This window comes from Pseudothauera nasutitermitis (genome assembly GCF_004801295.1).
Lineage (GTDB): Bacteria > Pseudomonadota > Gammaproteobacteria > Burkholderiales > Rhodocyclaceae > Pseudothauera > Pseudothauera nasutitermitis.
This window is the reverse complement of record NZ_SSOC01000005.1, coordinates 201,018-221,737: the sequence shown is the minus strand read 5'-3', so window position 1 is coordinate 221,737 and position 20,720 is coordinate 201,018. Positions and strand designations below refer to the sequence as shown.

Here is a 20,720-nt window from a genome sequence, read left to right as displayed (position 1 = left end):
CAAGGGCCGGGGGCGCCTGGAGTCCGTCATGTTCACAAGTATTGGCAGGGCGCCATTCTACGGGCTTGTGCGCCGACATGCATCTGCAATGTGCATAAATTCACGCTGCGCCGCACAAGGGGGCTTGCCTGGCCGGGCGCGCGTCGTTGTCGAATCGCGGTAAGATCGCCGACCATACGTTACCGTACGTCCTCAGAAGAATGCCGCTTTCCTCCCCCAAGCGCCCGCGCCAGCGTGTCCATGTCCGGCGTATCGAAGTCGAGGGCTACCGCCGCGAAGACGGCCTGCTCGAACTGGAAGCCAGCCTGACCGATGTGAAGGATGTCGATTACCAGATCGCCTCCGGCATGCGCCGCGCCGGCGATCCGGTGCACGCCATGCGGGTGCGCGTGGCGATCGATGCCGCTTTCAACATCGTCGAGGCCGAGGCCTGTTCGGACTGGGTGCCGTATCCGGGCGGGTGCGACACCATCGGGCCGGCGTACGGCCGCCTGGTCGGGCTCAACCTGGTGCGCGGCTTCCGCCGCACCGTGGGAGAGATGTTCGCCGACGTGCGCGGCTGTACGCATATCACCGAACTGCTGTACAGCCTGTCCACCGCGGCGATCCAGACCTACGCCACCTTTCAGCGCGACAACGCGGACCATGGCGAGAAGCCGTTCCAGCTCGACCGCTGCCACGCGCTCGACACGGGCTCCGAGACGGTGCGCCGCTACTATCCGAAGTGGCACCGCAAAAACGCCGGCGACTGACGCCAATCCCGCCGGGGCGCTGGCATCGCGCCCCGTGACGGCGGGCAAATCCGGTTATAATCCCGCGGTCCTGCTGCACTTGCGTCGAGTGCGTCGGTTGCCGTGGGACCAAAGGAGGGAGCGGCCCCGGCGGCCGTTCCGCAAACGGTGTACGTGTCGGGCGAGGGAGGCTGGCGCGTGCCGTGGGGCTGTGCCCCGAACGACCCATCAACCTGTTCGCGGGCGGTTTCGCGCCGCGGCTTTGATCGAAGGGCAACCATGAAGATTCACGAGTACCAGGCAAAAGAAGTACTGAGAAAGTACGGCGTCGTCACGCCGCGCGGCATCCACTGCACCAGCGTCGAAGACGCGGTGAAGGCGGCGGAGCAGCTGGGCGGCAAGATTTGGGTGGTGAAGGCACAGATCCACGCCGGCGGGCGCGGCAAGGGCGGCGGCGTGAAGGTGGCCAAGTCGCTCGACGAAGTGCGCCAGTACGCCTCGCAGATCCTCGGCATGCAGCTGATCACCCACCAGACCGGCCCGGAAGGCCAGAAGGTGCGCAACCTGCTGATCGAGGAAGGCGCCGACATCCAGCACGAGTACTACGTGGCCGCCCTGACCGACCGCGCCACCCAGAAGGTCGCCATCATGGCGTCCTCCGAGGGCGGCATGGACATCGAGGAAGTCGCCCACAACACCCCCGAGAAGATCATCAAGGTGTTCGTCGATCCGCTCGTCGGCCTGACCGACGCGCAGGCCACCGAACTGGCCACCGGCATCGGCATGCCGGCCGGCTCGGTCGCCCAGGCGGTCGATACCCTCAAGAAGCTGTACACCTGCTACATGGAAACCGATGCCTCGCTGGCGGAAATCAACCCGCTGATCCACGAGGGCAACGGTACCGTGAAGGCGCTGGACGCCAAGTTCAACTTCGACGCCAACGCGCTCTACCGCCACCCGGAAATCGTCGCCTACCGCGACCTGGATGAAGAAGACGCGGACGAGATCGAAGCCTCCAAGTTCGACCTGGCCTACATCAGCCTGGACGGCAACATCGGCTGCCTGGTGAACGGTGCCGGCCTGGCCATGGCCACCATGGACACCATCAAGCTGTTCGGCGCCGAGCCGGCCAACTTCCTCGACGTGGGCGGCGGCGCCACCACCGAGAAGGTCACCGAAGCGTTCAAGATCATGCTCAAGAACCCCAAGGTCAAGGGCATCCTGGTGAACATCTTCGGCGGCATCATGAAGTGCGACACCATCGCCACCGGCGTGGTCACCGCCGCCCGTGAAGTGAAGCTCTCCGTCCCGCTCGTGGTGCGCATGAAGGGCACCAACGAAGACCTCGGCAAGAAGATCCTCGCCGAGTCGGGCCTGCCCATCATCTCCGCCGACACCATGGCGGAAGCCGCGACCAAGATCGCCGCCGCGGTTCAGTAAGGAGAGCTTCCATGTCCATCTACATCAACAAAGACACCAAGATCATCACCCAGGGCATCACCGGCAAGACCGGGCAGTTCCACACCGAGAAGTGCATCGAGTACGCCAACGGCAAGAACTGCTTCGTGGCCGGGGTGAACCCCAAGAAGGCCGGCGAGAAGATCTTCGACGTGCCCATCTACGCCTCCGTGAAGGAAGCCGCGGCCCAAACCGGCGCCACCGTGTCGGTGATCTACGTGCCGCCCGCCGGCGCGGCCGACGCGATCTGGGAAGCGGTCGAGGCCGACCTGGATCTGGCCATCTGCATCACCGAGGGCATTCCGGTGCGCGACATGCTGGTGGTGCGCAACAAGATGAAGGCCAAGGAAGCGGCCGGCGGCAAGAAGACCCTGCTGCTCGGCCCCAACTGCCCCGGCCTGATCACCCCCGATGAAGTGAAGATCGGCATCATGCCCGGCCACATCCACAAGAAGGGCCGCATCGGCGTGGTGTCGCGTTCCGGCACGCTGACCTACGAAGCCGTGGCGCAGCTCACCGAGCTGGGCTTGGGCCAGTCCTCGGCGGTCGGCATCGGTGGCGATCCGATCAACGGTCTCAAGCACATCGACGTGATGCAGGCCTTCAACGACGATCCGGACACCGACGCGGTGATCATGATCGGCGAGATCGGCGGTCCGGACGAAGCCGAAGCCGCGCGCTGGGTGAAGGACCACATGAAGAAGCCGGTGGTCGGCTTCATCGCCGGCGTCACCGCGCCGGCCGGCAAGCGCATGGGCCACGCCGGTGCGCTGATCTCCGGCGGCGAGGACACCGCCGACGCCAAGCTCGCCATCATGGAAGAGTGCGGCTTCACGGTGACCCGCAACCCGTCCGAGATGGGCAAGCTGCTCAAGAGCCTGCTCTGATCCGCGCCTGAGGGCGCGCCCGAACGGGCGGCATGCCGGCAAGGCCGGTGTGCCGCCCGTTTTCTTTGCGTGGGCGTGTAGAGGTGCGCGCAGGCTTCGCGCACCCGCCCGGCGATCATCGGGCCGGCGCGTTAGAATGCTGGCATGCTGCGGCCGCGCGGCCGGCTTGCGACCGGCGTCGGCATGGCCCGGGAGTCCCTCATGCAGTCTTTTTCGCCAACCATCCGCTGGGCCGGCCTGAGCCACGTCGGCCGCCAGCGCCCGCGCAACGAGGACGTGTTCCACGTGCTCGAGGAGCAGGCCTGTGCCGTGCTGGCCGACGGCATGGGGGGGCACCGGGGCGGCGACGTGGCCGCGCGCATCGCGGTCGAACAGGCCTGTGCGTGGCTGCAACCCCGCCTGGCCGACCCCGCCGCCATGCTGGCGCAGCGCTTGTGCGAGGCGGCCGAGCAGGCCAATCTGGCCGTGCTCGCGGCGGCCGAGCGGGAACGCGGACTGATCGGCATGGGGGCCACGCTGCTGCTCGCCGTGCTGCGCCCCGGGCGGCTCATCTACGCCAGCGTGGGCGATTCCCGGCTCTACCGCTTTCGTTCAGGCGGCCTGGCGCAACTCACGCGCGATCACACGATGTTGCAGGACTTGGTCGACGGCGGCATGATTACCGCCGAGCAGGCCCGCCTGGCTCCGTTTCGTGGCATGCTGACGCGGGCGCTGGGCGTGATGCCGGGCGTGGAAGCCGATGCCGGCGAAGTTGACCTGTGCACCGGCGACCTGCTGTTGCTATGCTCGGATGGGCTCACCGACATGCTGGATGACGATACCATCGCCGGCCTGCTGGCGGAGGGCGACACGCTCGAAGAACAGGCGGCGGCGCTGGTCCAGGGTGCCAACCGGGCCGGCGGACGCGACAATATCACCGTGGTGCTTGCGCGCGCGGACTGAACGAAGGAATGGGTGAACGGCGATGCCGAAGTTGATCCTCAGCATGGATGGCCTGGTGCTCAAGGAAGTCGTCCTGAAGAAGGAACGCACGACCATCGGGCGCAAGACCGACAATGACATCCAGATCGACAATCTCGCCATCAGCGGGCACCACGCGGTCATCGTGTGCATCCTCAACGATGCCTTCCTGGAAGACCTCAACAGCACCAACGGCACCTACGTGAATGGCCAGCAGGTCAAGAAGCACGTGCTGAAGAATCACGACGTGATCGAGCTGGGCAAGTACCGCCTGAAGTTCCTCGTCGACGCGGTGCCTTCCGGCACCGGCTCCTTCGATCTGATCGAAACCGGTGCGGTCAGCGCCATCGGCCGGCCCGAGGTGGACGCCCTCGTGCCGTCCGAGCGCGCGCACGCCAGCACCCAGGTGTTTCCGCCCGACGCGCTCGACCAGAACGGCCTGCCCGGGGAGCTGCCCGCCGGGGTGGTCCAGGTGCTCAGCGGTGCCAATGCCGGGCGCGAACTGGCGCTCACCAAGTCGCTGACCACGCTCGGCAAGCCGGGCACGCAGGTGGCGGTGATCACCCGCCGCCCGCACGGCTACTACATCACCCACGTGGAAGGCACGAACTTCCCGGTGGTCAACGGACACACCCTCGATGCCCAGGCGCATCGCCTGGAGGACCACGACATCATCGAGATCGCCGGCATCAAGATGGAGTTCTTCCTGCGCGGCTGAACGGGCGCGTGGCAGATGCCGGTGGGTGTGATTTTGTGCAATCCGGGACGCGTGACGGCGATGTTAGGCTTTGCCCCGGTATGGCGCAGCGCCTTTCGAACGACCGGCTGCCGGCAAGTGGACTTCCCGCATGAAGCTTAAGGTACTCGGCTGCAGTGGCGGCATCGGTGGGCCTGCGTCCAGGACCACGAGCTTCCTCGTGGACGACGACATCCTGGTCGACTGCGGCACCGGCGCCGGGGATCTGGCGCTGGACGCCCTGCGCGCCATCGACCATGTGTTCCTCACCCATGCGCACATGGATCACATCGCCTCCATCCCGCTGATGGTCGATTCGGTGGGCGAGGCGCGGCGCTTCCCGCTCACCGTGTACGGCACGCCGGAAACCATCCGCATCCTGCGCTCGCACATCTTCAACTGGCTGGTGTGGCCGGATTTCACCGCCATTCCCAACCGCCACCGCCCCTTCCTGCGCTTCCAGACCATCAAGGTCGGCGAAACGGTGCGCCTGGGCGAACGCGCGCTGACCGCGCTGCCGGTGCATCACACCGTGCCGGCGGTCGGCTACTGTCTGGACAGCGGTGCCGGCCAACTGGTCTATACCGGCGACACCACCTACAGCAAGGCGCTCATCGAGGCCATCAACACCTGCACCCGGCTGCGCCACCTGGTCGTCGAAACCGCCTTCCCGGACGAGCAGCACGGCCTGGCGCTGGTCTCCCGCCACCTGTGCCCCAACCTGCTGGGCATGATGCTCGACGAACTCACCGTCAGCCCGCAGGTGCACATCAGCCACCTCAAGCCCGGCGTCGGCGAGCGCATCATGGCCCAGGTGGCCGCCTACCCGGGGCGTCTGCGTGCGAGCGCACTCGAACAGGGGCAGACGCTGGAGTTCTGATGCGGCAGGGAGGACGGGCGCGCTTCGCGCTAGAATTCCGCCTTGCCGTCCGTCCGGAGCTTCCGCATGTTTCGCATCGCCCCCAGCATCCTGTCCGCCGATTTCGCCCGCCTGGGCGAGGAAGTGCGCAACGTCACCGCCGCCGGTGCCGACTGGATCCACTTCGACGTGATGGACAACCACTACGTGCCCAACCTCACCGTCGGCCCGCTGGTCTGCGAGGCGATCCGCCCCCACGTCACCGCGCCCATCGACGTGCACCTGATGGTCAAGCCGGTCGACCGCATCGTCGGCGACTTCGCCCGCGCCGGGGCCAACATCATCACCTTCCACCCGGAAGCCTCCGAGCACGTCGATCGCACCCTCGGGCTGATCCGCGAAGCCGGCTGTCAGGCCGGCCTGGTGTTCAACCCGGCCACCCCGCTGCACTGGATGGACCACGTGCTCGACAAGCTCGACGTGGTGCTGCTGATGAGCGTCAACCCCGGCTTCGGCGGGCAGAAGTTCATCCCCGAGACGCTCAACAAGCTGCGCGCCACGCGTGCCAGGCTGGATGCCTACGAGGCCGCCAGCGGCCGGCGCATCCTGCTGGAGATCGACGGCGGGGTGAAGGTGGACAACATCGCCGAGATCGCCGCCGCCGGGGCGGACACCTTCGTGGCCGGCTCGGCGGTGTTCGGCGCCGCGCGCAGCGAGGACCCCAACCGCTACGATTCGGTGATCGCCGCGCTGCGCGCCGAACTGGCCGGCGTGGAGGCACGCTGACCATGCCGCACTACGCCGCCGACGCGGTGCTGTTCGACCTGGACGGCACCCTGCTCGACACCATTGCCGACCTGGCCGACGGGGTGAATGGCATGCTCGCCGAACTGGGCAGGCCGGTCCGCCCGCTCGAAGAAATCCACAGCTTCGTCGGCAAGGGCATCGCCAACCTGGTGCGCCGCAGCCTCACCGAAAACGCCCACGCCAGCGAGGCGGAAATCGATGCCGCGCTGCCGGTGTTCCGCCGCCACTACGCCCGCGTCAATGGGCGCAACACCACGATCTACCCCGGCGTGCGCGAAACCCTCGACACGCTGCGTGCGCAGGGCCGCCGGCTGGCCGTGGTGACCAACAAGTCCACCGCCTTCACCGATCCGCTGCTCGCGCACATGGGCCTGAGCGGGTTCTTCGAGGCCGTGGTGTCCGGCGACACCCTGCCCACCCGCAAGCCCGATCCCGAGATGGTCGTGCATGCCTGCGCGCTGCTCGACGTGGAACCGGCCCGCGCCCTGATGATCGGCGATTCGATCAACGATTCCCTGGCCGCGCGCGCCGCCGGCGTGCCCGTGCTGCTGGTGCGCTATGGCTATAGCGAAGGGGGTGTGCCCGTAGACGCCATCGATTGCGATGGGCTACTATCGAACGCGCTTGAAACGCTCGACCACCTGCAGCCCCGCTGAGGTCTCCGGGCTTCTCCCACCCCGCATCTCCGCGCTCTCGCCAGATCGAATCGTGACTCTCTCCAACCGGGTTTCGGACTGCACGCAACAGGGGTTCCCCCATGCCGCGCCCGCGCGCGGCTGGCGCCGTTGGCCTGCGGGCCACTGACCACCGCCCCCGCCCGCGGGTGCCGCCACGCCGGCCGCGCATCCGCCCCAGAAAGTCCGAATCGAACCGCCTTCCGTGGAGTCACCATGCTCGAACAAGAATTCAACGCCCTCGCCGCGCAGGGCTACAACCGCATTCCGGTCACCCTCGAGACCTTCGCCGATCTCGACACGCCGCTGTCCATCTACCTGAAGCTCGCCAACGAGCCGTGGACCTACCTGCTCGAATCCGTGCAGGGCGGCGAGCGTTTCGGGCGCTACTCCTTCATCGGCCTGTCCTCGCCCACGCGCATCGAAGTGTATGGGCGCTCCGCCCTGCTGCTCACCGGCAACCGCCTGGTGGAACGGCGCGACTACGGCGACCCGCTGAACTTCGTCGCCGAGTTCATGGCGCGCATCAAGGTGCCGCCGCGCGAGCACCTGCCGCGCTTCGCCGGCGGCCTGGTGGGCTGCTTCGGCTACGACACGGTGCGCTACATCGAGCCGCGCCTGGCCAGGACGGAGAAGGAAGACACGCTGGGCACGCCGGACATCGTGCTGCTGCTCTCCGAAGAGATCGCCATCGTCGACAACCTGTCCGGCAAGCTCACTTTGGTGGTGTATGCCGAGCCCGAGGTGCCCGGCGCCTACAAGCGTGCCAGGAAGCGCCTGAAGGAACTGCTCGCCCGCCTGCGCGAGCCGGCCGTCATTCCGCCGGAAGTGCGCTGCGAATCGCGCCCCGCGGTCTCCAGCTTCGGCGAAGAAGCCTTCAAGGACGCCGTGCGCCGCGCCAAGGACTACATCGTCGAAGGCGACGTCATGCAGGTGGTGCTCTCCCAGCGCATGAGCAAACCCTTCGGCGCCGAGCCGCTGGCGCTGTACCGCGCCATCCGCACGCTGAACCCCTCGCCCTACATGTTCTACTTCAACTTCGAGGACTTCCAGGTGGTGGGCGCCTCGCCCGAGATCCTGGTGCGCCTGGAGGATGGCAACGTCACCGTGCGGCCCATCGCCGGCACGCGCAAGCGCGGCGCCACGCCGGCCGAGGACCTGGCCCTGGAAGAAGACCTGCTGGCCGACCAGAAGGAACGCGCCGAACACCTGCAACTGCTCGACCTGGGCCGCAACGATGCCGGGCGCGTGGCGGAGGTGGGCAGCGTGCGCGTCACCGAGCAGTTCACCATCGAGCGCTACTCCCACGTGATGCACATCGTCTCCAACGTCGAGGCCAGGCTCAAGGATGGCCTCAACGCCCTGGCGGTGCTGCGCGCCAGCTTCCCGGCCGGCACCGTGTCCGGCGCGCCCAAGGTGCGCGCCATGGAGATCATCGACGAACTGGAGCCGGTCAAGCGCGGCATCTACGCCGGTTCGGTGGGCTACATCGGCTTCCACGGCGACATGGACCTGGCCATCGCCATCCGTACCGGGGTGATCAAGGACGGCCAGCTCCACACGCAGGCCGGCGCCGGCATCGTGGCCGATTCCGATCCCGAATCGGAATGGCAGGAAACCCGCAACAAGGCCCGCGCCGTGCTGCGCGCGGCGGAAATCGCCGAAGGCGGGCTGGATACCCGCATCGACTGATCGGCCGCGGGCGCCCCGGCGCGACCGGGCTTGCGGGTTGCATGCCTTGCCGGACAGGGTGCTACCAGCGCCGGCGGTGCGCCACACGCTGCATGATGATGCCGTTGGACTGTGCCCGGTACACCGCGCCGGCAGGCATGGCATCGGGCGCGTCGAGCGTGCCGATGGCCTCGTCGCTGACCAGTTCGCGCGGAGCGTAGCCGGGCGGCTTGAACTCCGGCCGGATGGTATCCAGGAAGTTCAGCTGCAGCCTGCGGCCGACCGGTGGAGGCAGGAACAGGGTTCGCATCGGCGGAAGTGCCTGGAGGAGCCAGGCAGAAATCGGAAAACCGAAATATCGATAAAACGATTGATTATGTCAATCGGTACATCGATGGATGCCATGCCGGTTACCGCAGGTGAAAGGCGTGTGCCCTAGCCCCTGAGGCGCGGACGCTTGAGGGGAGGCGGGTAGCAGGTCAGCGCAACGCCGAGGCGCTCGCAGTCGTCGCCGAAGGGGTGGGCGCCGTCGGGCGCGTCGGTGGCCAGGTACTCGATGCCCTGTACGACGAGAATCCGTCGCAGCACCGGCGGACCGCCGGCGATGCGCACCAGCACCAGGTCGCCCGCACGATGCTCCGCGAGGCGGTCGAGCCACACGTGAAAGCCTTTGGTCACGCACAGCCCGCCCGGGCCGGCCAGGGTTTCCTGGGCGATCCAGATGAATTCGTCGGCGTCCGGGCTGCGTCCCGCCATGATGTCCTCGGCGTACAGTACCGGGAAATTATGCATGGGAACGGGAGAAATCCGCTCGGGATAATACCCCGGGCTGGGCGGTTCTGCGGCATGGAGGTCGGCGCGGGCCGCCTGCGGCTGGCGCGCCCCGCGCCCTTCGGCCAGCCAGAGCGCCTCGATGCCGAGGGTGGCGGCGAGCTTGGGCGTGAAGGTGGAGGTCGGCACGTGGTCGTTCTCGATGTCCGACAGGTTGCCCTGCGACATGCCGACCATCCGGGCGAGCTGCACCTGCGACAATCCCGCCGCTTTGCGTGCCGCCTTGAGCCGCGAACCAAAGGTTTTCATATCGGCATTCTGATATCGTTGCCAATCGATGCGTCGATGTGATGGGTGGCAATTCATCGGATTGTCGATATTGCGCTGCGGGAAGGGGGAGGGCGGGGGCACGCGGCCCCCGCGGTTATAGACGATTTCCCGCATGCCTGGGCCGTGCCGCAGCCGGCGCGCATCACTTGGGCATGCCGTGCCCGGTGCCGGCCGGCGGCCCGCTCCGCACCCCCCATTGCCGGAGAAGCGGCGCCCCCGCACGCGGGCTTGCACGCGGGTTACCTAGGCGGCATTCATTCCATCTGGTTGGTTGACGTGGCCTCTGGCTTATTCTTTACTGCTTAATTCCGATGCCGGTGTGCCGTGCAGCAGTCGGATTCCGGCGTTTCAATAGGCTGAGTGGATGGCCACGGGTTGGCCGGGCGGCGCTTGCATGCTGCCCCGGCGCCGGTCCGCAAGGGAACTCTGATGGAAAGTCTGTCGCGCTTCAACCTGATCGGTTCATCTCCCCAGTTCCAGAAGGTCGTCGGGCGGATACACAGCCTGGCGCGCCTCGACGCCACCGTGCTGGTCAATGGCGAGACCGGCACCGGCAAGGAACTCGCGGTGCGTGCGATCCATTATCTGAGCGCGCGTTCCGACCGCCCGTTCGTGCCGGTCAATTGCGGGGCGCTGTCGGAGTCGCTGGTGGAGAGCGAGCTGTTCGGCCACGAGCGTGGCGCGTTCACCGATGCGAAGAACGCGTCCGCCGGGCTGATCGGCGAGGCGGCCGGCGGTACGCTGTTCCTCGACGAGGTCGATGCGCTGAGCCCCAGGGCGCAGGCGGCCTTGCTGCGCTTCCTGCAGGACCGTACCTACCGCCGCGTGGGCGGCGGCGCGCTGCGCCAGGTGGACGTGCGCGTGGCGGTGGCGAGCAACGCCGATCTGAAGGGCCTGGCGGAGGCGCGCCTGTTCCGCAAGGATCTGCTCTATCGCCTGAACGTCATCACCTTGCACATGCCGCCGCTGCGCGAGCGCGAAGGGGATGCGGAAGTGCTGGCGCGTGCGATGCTGCAGCGCTTCAGCCACCAGTACCGCCTGCCGCCCAAACGGCTGCATGCGGAGGGGCTGGCCTTCATCGAGCGCTACGCGTGGCCCGGCAACGTGCGCGAGCTGGAAAACGTGATGCACCGGGAATTCCTGATGTGCGAGGACAGCGAGCTGCGCCTGGGTGAGTCGCGTGCCGAACTGATGCCCGCGCCCGCCCAGGCGCCGCGCAATGAAAGCAAAGGGGAGCTGCCGGCCTTCCGCGAGGCCAAGGCGCGGGCCGTGGCCGAGTTCGAGCGCGACTACGTGTGCGCGCTGCTTTCGCGTACCCAGGGCAACATCTCGCACGCCGCGCGCCTGGCGCGCCAGGATCGCAGCGCCTTCGGCAAGCTGGTGCGCAAGTACGGCGTCGGCAGCGAGGACGGCGGCACGGCCGTGTGGTCCGGCTGAGGCCGTCCCGCCCGCGCCCGCGGATGGCCACCGGGTGGTTTTTTCCATGGCCGGGTGAATTTCCACCTTGCGGGCGGACCGGCCAAGGCGTATCCAATCCATGGCATCAACCCGTTGCGGGGATTCGTCCGGCGGGCACGTTCGTTGCGTGCATGCCGTCCGGAAGCCCCTTGAGCCATGGTCGACGAACAGGTCGTTCTCTTTGCCGAAGCAGCAATCCGCGAGTTCCTGGCGCAGCGCCCGGACAGCGCGGACACGCTCGAAGGAATCCACCGCTGGTGGATCCTGTGGCCTGGCCTGCCGGAGTCGCCGGTGATCTCCCTCATCGCCCTGGAGCGCCTGGAGGCCGCAGGCCTGATGGAGCGCCTGCTGATCGGCAACACCGTGCTGTGGCGCCGCGCGCGCGAGGCTTCACGGCCTGACTGAGCCGGCCGGGCAGGCGCGCCCGGTGCGCGTTCCCCCCGTATTTTTCCCCTTTGCGACTTCCTGCCGCGCGTGCCCGCGAGCCGTGCCGGCATGCGTCCGGGCATCGCCGGCGAGGAGGTTTTTTTCTCGCCCGTGGGAGAAATTCGACCCGCCTCCGGCGATGGTGTGTGTTTGTCCGGTCCTTCCCTGTGGATGGATGCATAGCATTGATTTGAAATGAATTTTCGCTGAATGCCGATATCGTCCGCGGGCATTCTTCATGTTTTTGGGTGGTCTGCACACCGGTTTGCCCAGATTTGTTAAAAATCGTTTCAATTCAATGGCATGAATGAATATGCCAAGCTGGCACGGGAATTGATAACAGCATGCCGAGGCAATCCCGGGCAGCGCAGGCGATCAGGCCGGCCGCACTGGAGTTCTCGAACGCTGCCGCGGATGGCAGCCGTCCGGATTCGACGCCGGGCGATCTCCCCGGACCCTTGAGTGAGGCGAGCAAATGAGTGAAAGCGTGCAGAAAAAGCTGTTGCGGGTGCGTCCGCCGCGTGTGCGGATCACCTACGACGTGCATACCAATGGCGCCATCGAGAAGCGCGAGCTGCCCTTCATCGTCGGCATCTTCGCCGACCTGAGCGGCGACCGCGATGCGGACGCCAGCCCGGCGGTTCCTCCCGACATCAAGGAACGCAAGATCGTCGACATCGACCGCGACAACTTCAACGAGGTGCTCAAGCAGAGCGCGCCGCGCGTCGCCCTGAAGGACGTCGACAACGTCCTGCCGGGCGGCACGGGCAAGCTCGCGGGCGCCATCGTGTTCGAGAGCCTGGGCGACTTCGAGCCGATCCGCGTGGTCGGCAAGGTCGATGTGCTCAGTACCGAGTTCGGGCGGCGCAAGGTGCTGCGGGAGGCGCAGGCCCGCGCGGAGGTCAGCAATGACGCCGCGCAGGTGCTGGATGAGGTGGTCCGCAGCCTGGAGGATTCCTCGAAGTCGCTGAGCGCGGATGATCTCGCCACCAAGCTCAAGAGTGGGTTTCCGGAAAAGGGAGACGATTTCGGGAAAGACCTTGCCGCCGCCTTCAACGAGCGTGTCGCGCCCGTGATCAAGGCGGCGGGCGTCCAGGGCAGGGGGGCGGCGCTGTACATCGATGCCGCCGTGGGAGAGATCGACCGCGCGCTGAGCGCGCAGCTCTCGGCCGTCATGCATGCGCCGAAGTTCAAGGAGATGGAAGCCACCTGGCGCGGCCTGTTCCACCTGGTGTCGCGCAGCGAGACCGGTACCCGCCTGAAGCTGCGCGTGTTCAACGCCACCCTGAAGGAGCTTCAGGATGACATGGACAAGGCGGTGGAATTCGACCAGAGCAAGCTGTTCAAGCTGATCTACGAAGCCGAGTACGGCACCTACGGCGGTTCGCCCTACAGCCTGCTGCTCGGCGGCTACGAACTCGGCCCGGGCGCGTCCGACATGAGCTTCCTGGAGAAGATTTCCGGGGTGGCCGCTTCCGCGCATGCGCCGTTCCTGTCGGCGGCCTCGCCGGCACTGTTCGGCCTGAAGGGCTTTGCGGATCTGGCCAAGCCGCGCGACCTGGCCAAGATCTTCGAAGGCGCCGATCTGGCGAAGTGGGTGGAATTCCGCGACACCGAGGACTCGCGCTACGTTTCGCTGGCGCTGCCGCGCGTGCTGCTGCGCCTGCCCTACGGCGAGAAGACCCTGCCGGCCGAGGGCTTCGGTTTCGAGGAACAGGTGCTCGCCGCGGACAACGTGCCCGAGAGCGACCATTTCCTCTGGGGCAACGCGGCCTACTTCCTCGCCGAGCGCATCACCAACGCCTTCTCGCTGTACAGCTGGACGGCGGCGATCCGCGGCGTGGAAGGCGGCGGCCTGGTCGAGGGCCTGCCCATCTACACCTTCGCCAGCGGCGGCGACGACGGCATCAAGGAACTGTTCTGCCCGACCGAGGTGGCGATCACCGACCGCCGCGAGAAGGAGTTGAACGACCTCGGCTTCATCACCCTGTGCCACTGCAAGGGCAGCGGCAAGGCAGCCTTCTTCGGCGGGCAGACCACCAACAGGCCGAAGAAGTACATCAACGCCGACGCCAACGCCAACGCCGCGCTGTCCTCGCGCCTGCCCTACATCCTCGCCGCGTCGCGCTTCGCCCACTACATCAAGGTGATCGTGCGCGAGAAGGTGGGCGGCTTCCTGACCCGCGCCAACGTCGAGACCTTCCTCAATGCGTGGATCTCGCAGTACGTGCTGCTCGACGACAACGCCTCGCAGGACGTCAAGTCCGCCTTTCCGCTGCGCTCGGCGTCCATCGTGGTGGTCGACGTGCCGGGCGAACCGGGCGCCTACAAGGCCACCGTGTTCCTCAAGCCGCACTTCCAGCTCGAAGAACTCACCGCTTCCATCCGCCTGGTGGCGGATCTGCCCGCCTGAACCCGCATGTGACCTGAGGAAGGACAAGCAATGGACCTGATACTCCTGCAACCCGGCAACGCCGACGACATCATCGGCGAGTCCAGCTCGACCCACATCGATGCCGAGTGGCGCGACGACAATCTGCAGTTCGGCAAGTGCCTGGAACTGGTTTCCATCCACCACGGCATGAAGCAGCAGATCACCACCGACGTGAGCAACAGGGCGCGCACCTCGGGCCGGCCGGTCATCACCGAGTTCACCTGCGTGAAGTACGTGGACCAGACCTCGGTGAAGTTCTACGACTACTGCCTGCGCGCCGCGCCGCTGGGCATCGGCAAGGACAACCCGACGAAGATCTACATTGCGCGCAACTCCGGCGACAAGACCGCCAACATCATCACCATGGAGCTGCGCGACGCGATCATCAGCGAGATCCAGTTCCAGTCGCACCCGGACGACATGCCGACCGAGCAGTTCAAGATCAACTTCACCGAGATTCTGTGGACCTTCACTACCCAGGACGTGGATGTCTCGCGTCCCGGCAGCATCCGCAGCGGCTGGAGCATCATGCACAACCGTCCCATCGGCAACTTCACCTGAGCGCCCCGCGGCCGCGCGCCCGCCCGCCGGGGCGGCGCGCGGCGCGGAGCGGGAGAACCCGCGTGTTTCTGTTCGAACGACTCAGCGTGCGTCCGCCCGGCCCCGACGGCCGGCCGGAGCCCTTCGACGAGGAGGCGGCCATCCTCGCCCAGGTGCAGCGCATCCTCGCCACCGCGCGCCATGCCGGCGACACCGCCGCCGTGGTGCCCTGGGGCGTGTGCAGCCCGGTGGACATCGGCCAGGCCGCCTCGGTACGGCTCGAAGCGCTGGCGCAGGAGCTCGCCGGGGCCATCGCGCGCCACGAGCCGCGCCTGCGGCAGGTGCGCGTCACGGTCGAAGCGCAGGCGCAGCGCGGCGCTTCGCCGGACAATCCGTTCTGCCTGGTGGTCAACGCCTGCTTTCCCGGCGACGGGCCGGCGCGCAGCGTGCGCCTGGCGGCGCCGCGCTGAGGGGGAGCCAGGATGCACAGCGCCGCCGGCCGCCTCCAGGATGCCTACCAGCAGGAACTCGCCGCGCTGCGCGACGAGGCCAGCGAATTCGCCCAGGACTATCCCGATCAGGCGCAGGCGCTGGGCATCCACCGGGGCAGGTCCCAGGACCCGCAGGTCGAGCTGCTCATGCAGTCCTTCGCCTATCTCACCGGACGCCTGCGCCACCAGCTCGAAGTCGATCAGGCGGACCTGCCCAATGCGCTGCTGGCCGACCTCTACCCGCATCTCGAAGCGCCGCTGCCCTGCATGATGGTGGCCGAATTCGAGGTGCAGCCCGACGGCATGGCGGTGATCGAGCGCGGCCGCAGCGTGCGGGCCAACGTCCGGGGCGATCAGGGCGGCGTGTTCGCCTGCCGCTTGCGCACCTGCTTCGAGACCGCGCTGTGGCCGCTGCAGGTCGGCGAACTGGCGATCGTCTCGCCGGACGATTATCCCGGGCTGGCCGGGAAGGATGGCGAGGTGCGCGGCGTGCTCAAGGTGCGCCTGCTCAAGCAGGGGCACGGGCTGCTCGACCAGACACGGCCGCAGAAGCTGCGTTTCCACCTCAACCCGGAGGGCGGCCCGGCGCATCGCCTGCATCACCTGCTCGGCGCCCACCTGCGCGGACTGGCGGTGGCGGAGCCGGGCGAGGGCGGTTCGTACAAGGTCCGCGCCCTGGCCGACGAAGCGCTGCACTGGCTGGGCTTCGAGGACGACGAGGCCGCGCTGCCCGCCCATCCGCAGGCCCATCCGGCCTTCCGCATCCTGCAGGAATACTTCGCCTTCCCCGAGAAATTCCTGTTCTTCGACGTCGCCCTGGAGATCCAGGCCGATGCGCCGGCCGTCGACCTGCTCTTCCTGCTCGACGTGCCGCCCGATCCGGGCCTGCGCCTGTCGCCGGCGCTGCTGCGCACCAACTGCGTGCCGCTGATCAATCTCTACAGCCAGCGCATCGATCCGCTCACGCTGGACCACAGCCGCTACGAATACCGCCTCACCGGCGACGCCACCCAGCATGCCAATTGCGAGATCTACCGCATCGAGCGCCTGGACGCCGTGCGCGCCGGCAGCGCGCCGCGCCGGCTGGTGCCGTATTTCTCCATGGATGGCTTCCAGCACATCGAGCTGCAGGATTATTTCTATTTCACCCGCCGCGAGGCGACCCCGCGCGCGCGCATCGGCGGCACCGAGCTGTATGTGTCCTTCCTCGACGCGCACTTCGAACTCTGCGCCCCCGCCGACGACGTGATCGGCGGCAGCGCGCTGTGCACCAACCGCCGCATGCCCGAACGCCTGCGCATCGGCGACCTGCTGGAGATCGAAGGCGCGGCCCCGGTGACCGCCCTGCGCGTGCTCGGCAAGCCCAGCGCGCACCAGACGCCGCCGATGACCGGCGCGCGGCCCTGGCTGCTGGCCTCGCAGCTCGCCCTCAATCACCTGTCGCTCACCAGCGGCCCGCAGGCGCTGGCCGCGCTGAAGGAGGTCCTGCGCATGCACGTGGGGCCGGCCAGCACGCTCGGTCGCCGCGCCATCGACGGCATCCACGCGCTCGACTCGCGGCCGCTGCTGCGCTGGCACGGCCGCATGGGGCGGCGCGGCTACGTGCAGGGCTGCGAGATTGACCTGGCCCTGGATTCCGACCGTTTCGAGGAGACCAGCGCCGTGTTGTTCGCCGCCGTGCTGCGGCACTTCTTCGCGCTGTACGCCAGCGTCAATACCGTGGTGCAGCTGCGCCTGCACATGAAGAACGTGAAAGGAGTGGTGAAGGAATGGCCTCCGCTGGCGGGCAACCAGGTTCTGCTCTGAAGCGCGTGGTGGGCGAGCAGTACGCCCGCTTCAACGTGTTCCAGCTGGTGCGCCTGCTGCGCCAGCGGCGCGGCGGTGCCTGGCCGGTCGGCGAGCGCCTGCGCTTTCGCGCCGACCTGCGCGCCGCCTTCCCCGGGCGCGAGGTCACGCGGGTGCTCAGGGTGCGTCCGATGCCGGCCTTCCGCAACGCAGGGGGGTACGGGCGCAAGCCGGTGCGCATCGAGGTGCACACGCCCAACTACTGCCTGGCGAGCGAACTGGGCCCGCTGCCAGGGCCCTTCCTCGAATGGGTGCGCGAGCAGGAGCGCATGGGCGGGCGCGCCATGGCGGCCTTTTTCGACGTGTTCAACCAGCGCGTGCATGTGCTGCGCCACGAACTGAAGATCGGCGCGCTGCGCGCGCTCGATCCGGCCGAACCGGACAGGACGCGCTATGCCGGCCAGCTCGCCGCGCTGATGGGCCTGGCGCTGCCGGCGCAGCAGGCCCAGCTGCCGCTGCCGCTGCGCGCCTGGCTGGGGCTCGCCGGCCAGCTCGCCAACGTGCGCAGGAGCGCCGCCGTCGTCGGCCAGGTGCTGTCCGCCCATCTGGGCGTGGCCGCGCGGCTGGAAACCCTGGTGGGGAGCTGGCGCGCCATCGAGGACGCCGACCGCCTCGCGCTGGGCCGGCGCAACCATGCGCTGGGCCAGGTCAGCCTGCTTGGCCAGCGTACCTGGGATGCGCGCGCCGCGGTGCGCCTGGTGGTCGACGCACTGCCCTGGGACGCCGTGTGCGCCTTGCTGCCGCTGCGCCCGGCGCGCCCCGGCGAAGACTTGCCGGGGCCCGCGCATCGCGGCCTCGTGGCGATGCTCCGCCTGCTGCTCGATCGCCGCTTCGATTGCGAGGTGTACCTGCACGTCGACCCGGCCAGCGTGCCGCCCGCCCGGCTCGCCGGCGACGGCCCCGGGCTGCGCCTCGGCCAGACCGCCCGGCTGAGCGGCCGTGCCACGGCGCCGCTGCGTTTCCGTGTCGGCGCCCATGAACCGCGGATGGAGGCCGCATGAACGCCCCGCTCGAAGCCGTCGCCACCACCCGCGTCGCCCCGCTCGACCAGCCGCTGCTGTTCCAGCATTGCCGCATCGAGATGCCCCGGGGCACGGTGATGGGCGAGAACGTCTTCCGCCTGGTGAGCTTCCAGGGGCAGGAAAGCGTCTCCGACCTTTTCGAATACCAGCTCGAACTGCACGGCGACAGCGATCCGGCGGGCGAGGCCATCGACTTCTCGCAGATCATCGGCCGGCCCATCACGGTGGGCGTCGCCGGCGTGCAGTTCGACGACCGCAAGCTCGCCCACCAGGCCTTCCTCAAGGCGCTGGACGGCGGCGGCGAAGCGCAATCCTTCGCGCTGTTCAACGGTATCGTCGCCAGCTTCGCCATCGACCGGCCCGGCGTCTACCACATCACCATGCGGCCGATGGCCTGGCGCATGACGCTCACCAACCGCTACCGCATCCTGCGCCAGATGAATATCCGCGAGGCGCTCGCCACCCTGTGCCGCGAGCACCGCGTGGAGGCGAACTTCGACGGCCTGGCGGGCGAGGACAACCTGGCTTCCACGCGCACCCAGGACTGGATGCAGGCCGGCGAATCCGACCTGGATTTCATCCACCGCCTGATGGCCAGGGCGCACATCTTCTTCTACTTCGAGCATCGCGCCGGCGGCCACCGCATGGTGTTCGCCAACCGCGCCGTCTATCCCGCCGCGCGTCCCGGCGACGCACCGCTGCGCTACACCTTCAGCGGCGAGGACGAACTCGGCCTGCACGAAGCGGACGTCGTCACGCAATACGCCTACCAGCAGTCGATGGCGAGCACCGGAGTGCGCGGCGTGTTCACCCTGCAGCGCGAAGCCTGGGACGCGCGCCAGCCCGCCGAACCGCTCGCCGGCCACGCGAACTTCCGCGCCGACAGCGGGCCGGATACCGGCGAACTGCCCTTCCACCAGTACAAGATCGTGCAGTACGGCTATTGCGACAGCGAAGTGCGCCACTACGCGCAGGCCACCGACCAGGCCCTGCGCAGCGCCAGCCTGCGGCTCGACGGCGCCAGCCGCTGCCCCTTCCTGCGCGCCGGCCACCGTTTCAGCATGGTGGCGGCGCAGCCCGGCGTGCGCCCCGAACTGGACGGCCGCGCCTTCGTGCTCACCCAGGTGCAGCACAGTTCCACGCTCGACGGCGAATACCAGAACCAGTTCGGCGCCACCGTGGCCGGTGGCCTGCTCTCCAGCGCGGGCCTGCAGGACACCCAGCAGGGGGTGGTGCTGGCCACGGTGACCAGCGCCGCCGGCGACGATGCCGTGCGTGATTGGCCCTACTACGTGCCCGACGGCTTCAGCAGCGGCCGCTCGACCCTGACCGACACCCAGGGCGTGCAGGCGCAGCTGCATGCCAAGGGCGTGTACGTGCGCTTTTCCACCGATACGCCGGATACGCCGCCGGTGTGGGTGAAGCTGGCCGCACACATGCAGACGATTCCGGAGGTCGGCAGCAACGTCTGGGTGACGCGCGCGAACGACGAGTCGGAACTGCCGGAAATCCAGAACATGGTGCAGGCCGACGGCAGCAGGACCATCACCGATTCGGGCTGGACGGCGCACAGCCAGGTGGGCAACAGCTACTCCACCAGCTACGGCGACAGCCGCAGCGTGCGCTTCGGCCGGCCGTGGTCGCGCGCCGCCGTCGATGCGGCGGTGGGCCTGGTGGAGAAAGCCTACGCACGCGGGGTGTTCCGCGACGCGGGCTATGCGCGCGGCGGCAACTACAGCTATGCCGAGTCCGAGCACAAAGAGCAGGGCATGCTCGGCGAATCCTGGGCCTACGGTTCCAACTACAGCTACGCCTGGGGCAAGGAGAGCAAGAGCTTCTCGGCCACCGGGCGCAGCTATCACGAATCGGTCACCGGCAAGTGCGATCCCGCGCTCGCCAGCACCGAGCAGAGCGACCCCGACGCGCTGGCCGCCGTGCAGGCCAGCAAGAGCGTGGTGTATGGCGACACCTACAGCAGCAGCGTGGCGCACGGGCGGACCAAGAGCGTCAGCACCTTCCACGGCGAGGTCGTCAGCCGCAGCGAGCACCACGGCGACGTGGCCTCGACGACCACCGTCACCGGCACGTCGGACAACACCAGCACGCATTCCGGCAAGGTCACCAGCGTGTCGACGATCCATGCCGATTCGGAAAACACTTCCACGGTCACCGGCACGGCCACCAACCGCAGCACGCACGCGATCGTCCACAACTTCACGGCGATCGGCGCGCAGAGCAGTTCCACGGCCATCGGCGCGAGCAACAGCAACGATGCCATCGGGGTGAGCAACAGCAATTCCGTCACCGGCGTGCGCAACGCCAACGCGCTGCTCGGCGTGGCCGCGGACGTGAGTCTGTCGGGCAGCGTCAACAACGTCTCGCTCACCGGCGCGGCGGTCTCGGCCAACATCACCGGCAGCCACAACGGGATGAACGTCACCGGTTCCAGCAACAACGTGAACGTCACCGGCAACAGCTCTTCGGTGGACGTCACCGGGGAGTCGACGCGCATCGAGGTGCTGGGCTCGGGCCTCACCCTGTCGGTCAGGGGGAGCACCGTGGGGATCGACATCAGCGGGCCGTCGATCCAGATTCCCGTCGTCATGCTGGTGGTGTGAGG

At 67.9% G+C, this 20,720-nt stretch carries 19 protein-coding genes; 17 read left to right on the top strand and 2 right to left on the bottom strand.

What is annotated here, in order from left to right; all coding sequences use genetic code 11:
- The first annotated feature begins 200 nt into the window (after positions 1–200).
- From E6C76_RS14145 to trpE, 9 genes are all read left to right on the top strand, one after another.
- A complete protein-coding gene (locus E6C76_RS14145) occupies positions 201–752 on the top strand; it encodes a DUF2889 domain-containing protein (RefSeq protein WP_136348886.1) in 552 nt (183 codons plus the stop codon).
- Between the two features lie 258 nt (positions 753–1,010).
- Positions 1,011–2,171: an ADP-forming succinate--CoA ligase subunit beta gene (gene sucC / locus E6C76_RS14140; RefSeq protein WP_136348885.1), complete on the top strand. Its 1,161-nt coding sequence runs from the start codon at positions 1,011–1,013 to the stop codon at positions 2,169–2,171.
- An 11-nt stretch (positions 2,172–2,182) separates the two neighbouring features.
- Complete coding sequence (sucD, locus tag E6C76_RS14135; RefSeq protein ID WP_136348884.1) at positions 2,183–3,076, top strand: succinate--CoA ligase subunit alpha; 894 nt, start codon at positions 2,183–2,185, stop codon at positions 3,074–3,076.
- A 201-nt stretch (positions 3,077–3,277) separates the two neighbouring features.
- Positions 3,278–4,018 (top strand): PP2C family protein-serine/threonine phosphatase, encoded by a 741-nt coding sequence (locus E6C76_RS14130; RefSeq protein WP_136348883.1) that lies wholly within the window; start codon positions 3,278–3,280, stop codon positions 4,016–4,018.
- A 22-nt stretch (positions 4,019–4,040) separates the two neighbouring features.
- Entirely contained in the window at positions 4,041–4,754 is a 714-nt protein-coding gene (locus tag E6C76_RS14125) for an FHA domain-containing protein (protein ID WP_136348882.1), read from the top strand.
- A 130-nt stretch (positions 4,755–4,884) separates the two neighbouring features.
- The gene (locus E6C76_RS14120; RefSeq protein ID WP_136348881.1) at positions 4,885–5,652 is read left to right on the top strand and encodes an MBL fold metallo-hydrolase; all 768 of its coding nucleotides are present in this window, start codon (positions 4,885–4,887) and stop codon (positions 5,650–5,652) included.
- A gap of 66 nt (positions 5,653–5,718) precedes the next feature.
- Positions 5,719–6,417: a ribulose-phosphate 3-epimerase gene (rpe, locus tag E6C76_RS14115; RefSeq protein WP_136348880.1), complete on the top strand. Its 699-nt coding sequence runs from the start codon at positions 5,719–5,721 to the stop codon at positions 6,415–6,417.
- Between the two features lie 2 nt (positions 6,418–6,419).
- Entirely contained in the window at positions 6,420–7,094 is a 675-nt protein-coding gene (locus E6C76_RS14110) for a phosphoglycolate phosphatase (protein ID WP_136348879.1), read from the top strand.
- 234 nt (positions 7,095–7,328) lie between these two features.
- Positions 7,329–8,804 (top strand): anthranilate synthase component I, encoded by a 1,476-nt coding sequence (trpE, locus tag E6C76_RS14105; RefSeq protein WP_136348878.1) that lies wholly within the window; start codon positions 7,329–7,331, stop codon positions 8,802–8,804.
- Between the two features lie 61 nt (positions 8,805–8,865).
- Here the strand turns inward: trpE and E6C76_RS14100 are convergent, their stop codons facing one another.
- Positions 8,866–9,093 (bottom strand): hypothetical protein, encoded by a 228-nt coding sequence (locus tag E6C76_RS14100; RefSeq protein ID WP_136348877.1) that lies wholly within the window; start codon positions 9,091–9,093, stop codon positions 8,866–8,868.
- Positions 9,094–9,218: 125 nt separating this feature from the next.
- Positions 9,219–9,863 carry a helix-turn-helix domain-containing protein gene (locus E6C76_RS14095; protein WP_168734348.1) on the bottom strand — a complete coding sequence of 215 codons (645 nt, stop codon included), beginning with the start codon at positions 9,861–9,863 and terminating at the stop codon, positions 9,219–9,221.
- A 450-nt stretch (positions 9,864–10,313) separates the two neighbouring features.
- Here E6C76_RS14095 and E6C76_RS14090 point away from each other — a divergent pair, with 450 nt between their 5' ends.
- The 8 genes from E6C76_RS14090 to E6C76_RS14055 all read left to right on the top strand — a co-directional run bounded on the left by E6C76_RS14090 (position 10,314) and on the right by E6C76_RS14055 (position 20,718).
- A complete protein-coding gene (locus tag E6C76_RS14090) occupies positions 10,314–11,321 on the top strand; it encodes a sigma 54-interacting transcriptional regulator (protein ID WP_136348875.1) in 1,008 nt (335 codons plus the stop codon).
- A 177-nt stretch (positions 11,322–11,498) separates the two neighbouring features.
- Complete coding sequence (locus tag E6C76_RS14085) at positions 11,499–11,747, top strand: hypothetical protein (protein ID WP_136348874.1); 249 nt, start codon at positions 11,499–11,501, stop codon at positions 11,745–11,747.
- 496 nt (positions 11,748–12,243) lie between these two features.
- Positions 12,244–14,181, top strand: coding sequence for a type VI secretion system contractile sheath large subunit (tssC, locus tag E6C76_RS14080; protein ID WP_136348873.1), 1,938 nt, complete (start codon positions 12,244–12,246; stop codon positions 14,179–14,181).
- 30 nt (positions 14,182–14,211) lie between these two features.
- Positions 14,212–14,763 carry a type VI secretion system tube protein Hcp gene (locus E6C76_RS14075; RefSeq protein WP_136348872.1) on the top strand — a complete coding sequence of 184 codons (552 nt, stop codon included), beginning with the start codon at positions 14,212–14,214 and terminating at the stop codon, positions 14,761–14,763.
- 62 nt (positions 14,764–14,825) lie between these two features.
- Positions 14,826–15,212 (top strand): GPW/gp25 family protein, encoded by a 387-nt coding sequence (locus E6C76_RS14070; protein WP_168734347.1) that lies wholly within the window; start codon positions 14,826–14,828, stop codon positions 15,210–15,212.
- A gap of 12 nt (positions 15,213–15,224) precedes the next feature.
- The gene (gene tssF / locus E6C76_RS14065) at positions 15,225–17,039 is read left to right on the top strand and encodes a type VI secretion system baseplate subunit TssF (RefSeq protein WP_136348870.1); all 1,815 of its coding nucleotides are present in this window, start codon (positions 15,225–15,227) and stop codon (positions 17,037–17,039) included.
- Positions 17,003–18,079 (top strand): type VI secretion system baseplate subunit TssG, encoded by a 1,077-nt coding sequence (gene tssG / locus E6C76_RS14060; protein ID WP_136348869.1) that lies wholly within the window; start codon positions 17,003–17,005, stop codon positions 18,077–18,079. The genes tssF and tssG overlap by 37 nt, the downstream gene beginning before the upstream one ends.
- Positions 18,076–20,718: a contractile injection system protein, VgrG/Pvc8 family gene (locus E6C76_RS14055; protein ID WP_136348868.1), complete on the top strand. Its 2,643-nt coding sequence runs from the start codon at positions 18,076–18,078 to the stop codon at positions 20,716–20,718. Before tssG ends, E6C76_RS14055 begins: the two co-directional genes overlap by 4 nt.
- Positions 20,719–20,720: the final 2 nt, after the last annotated feature.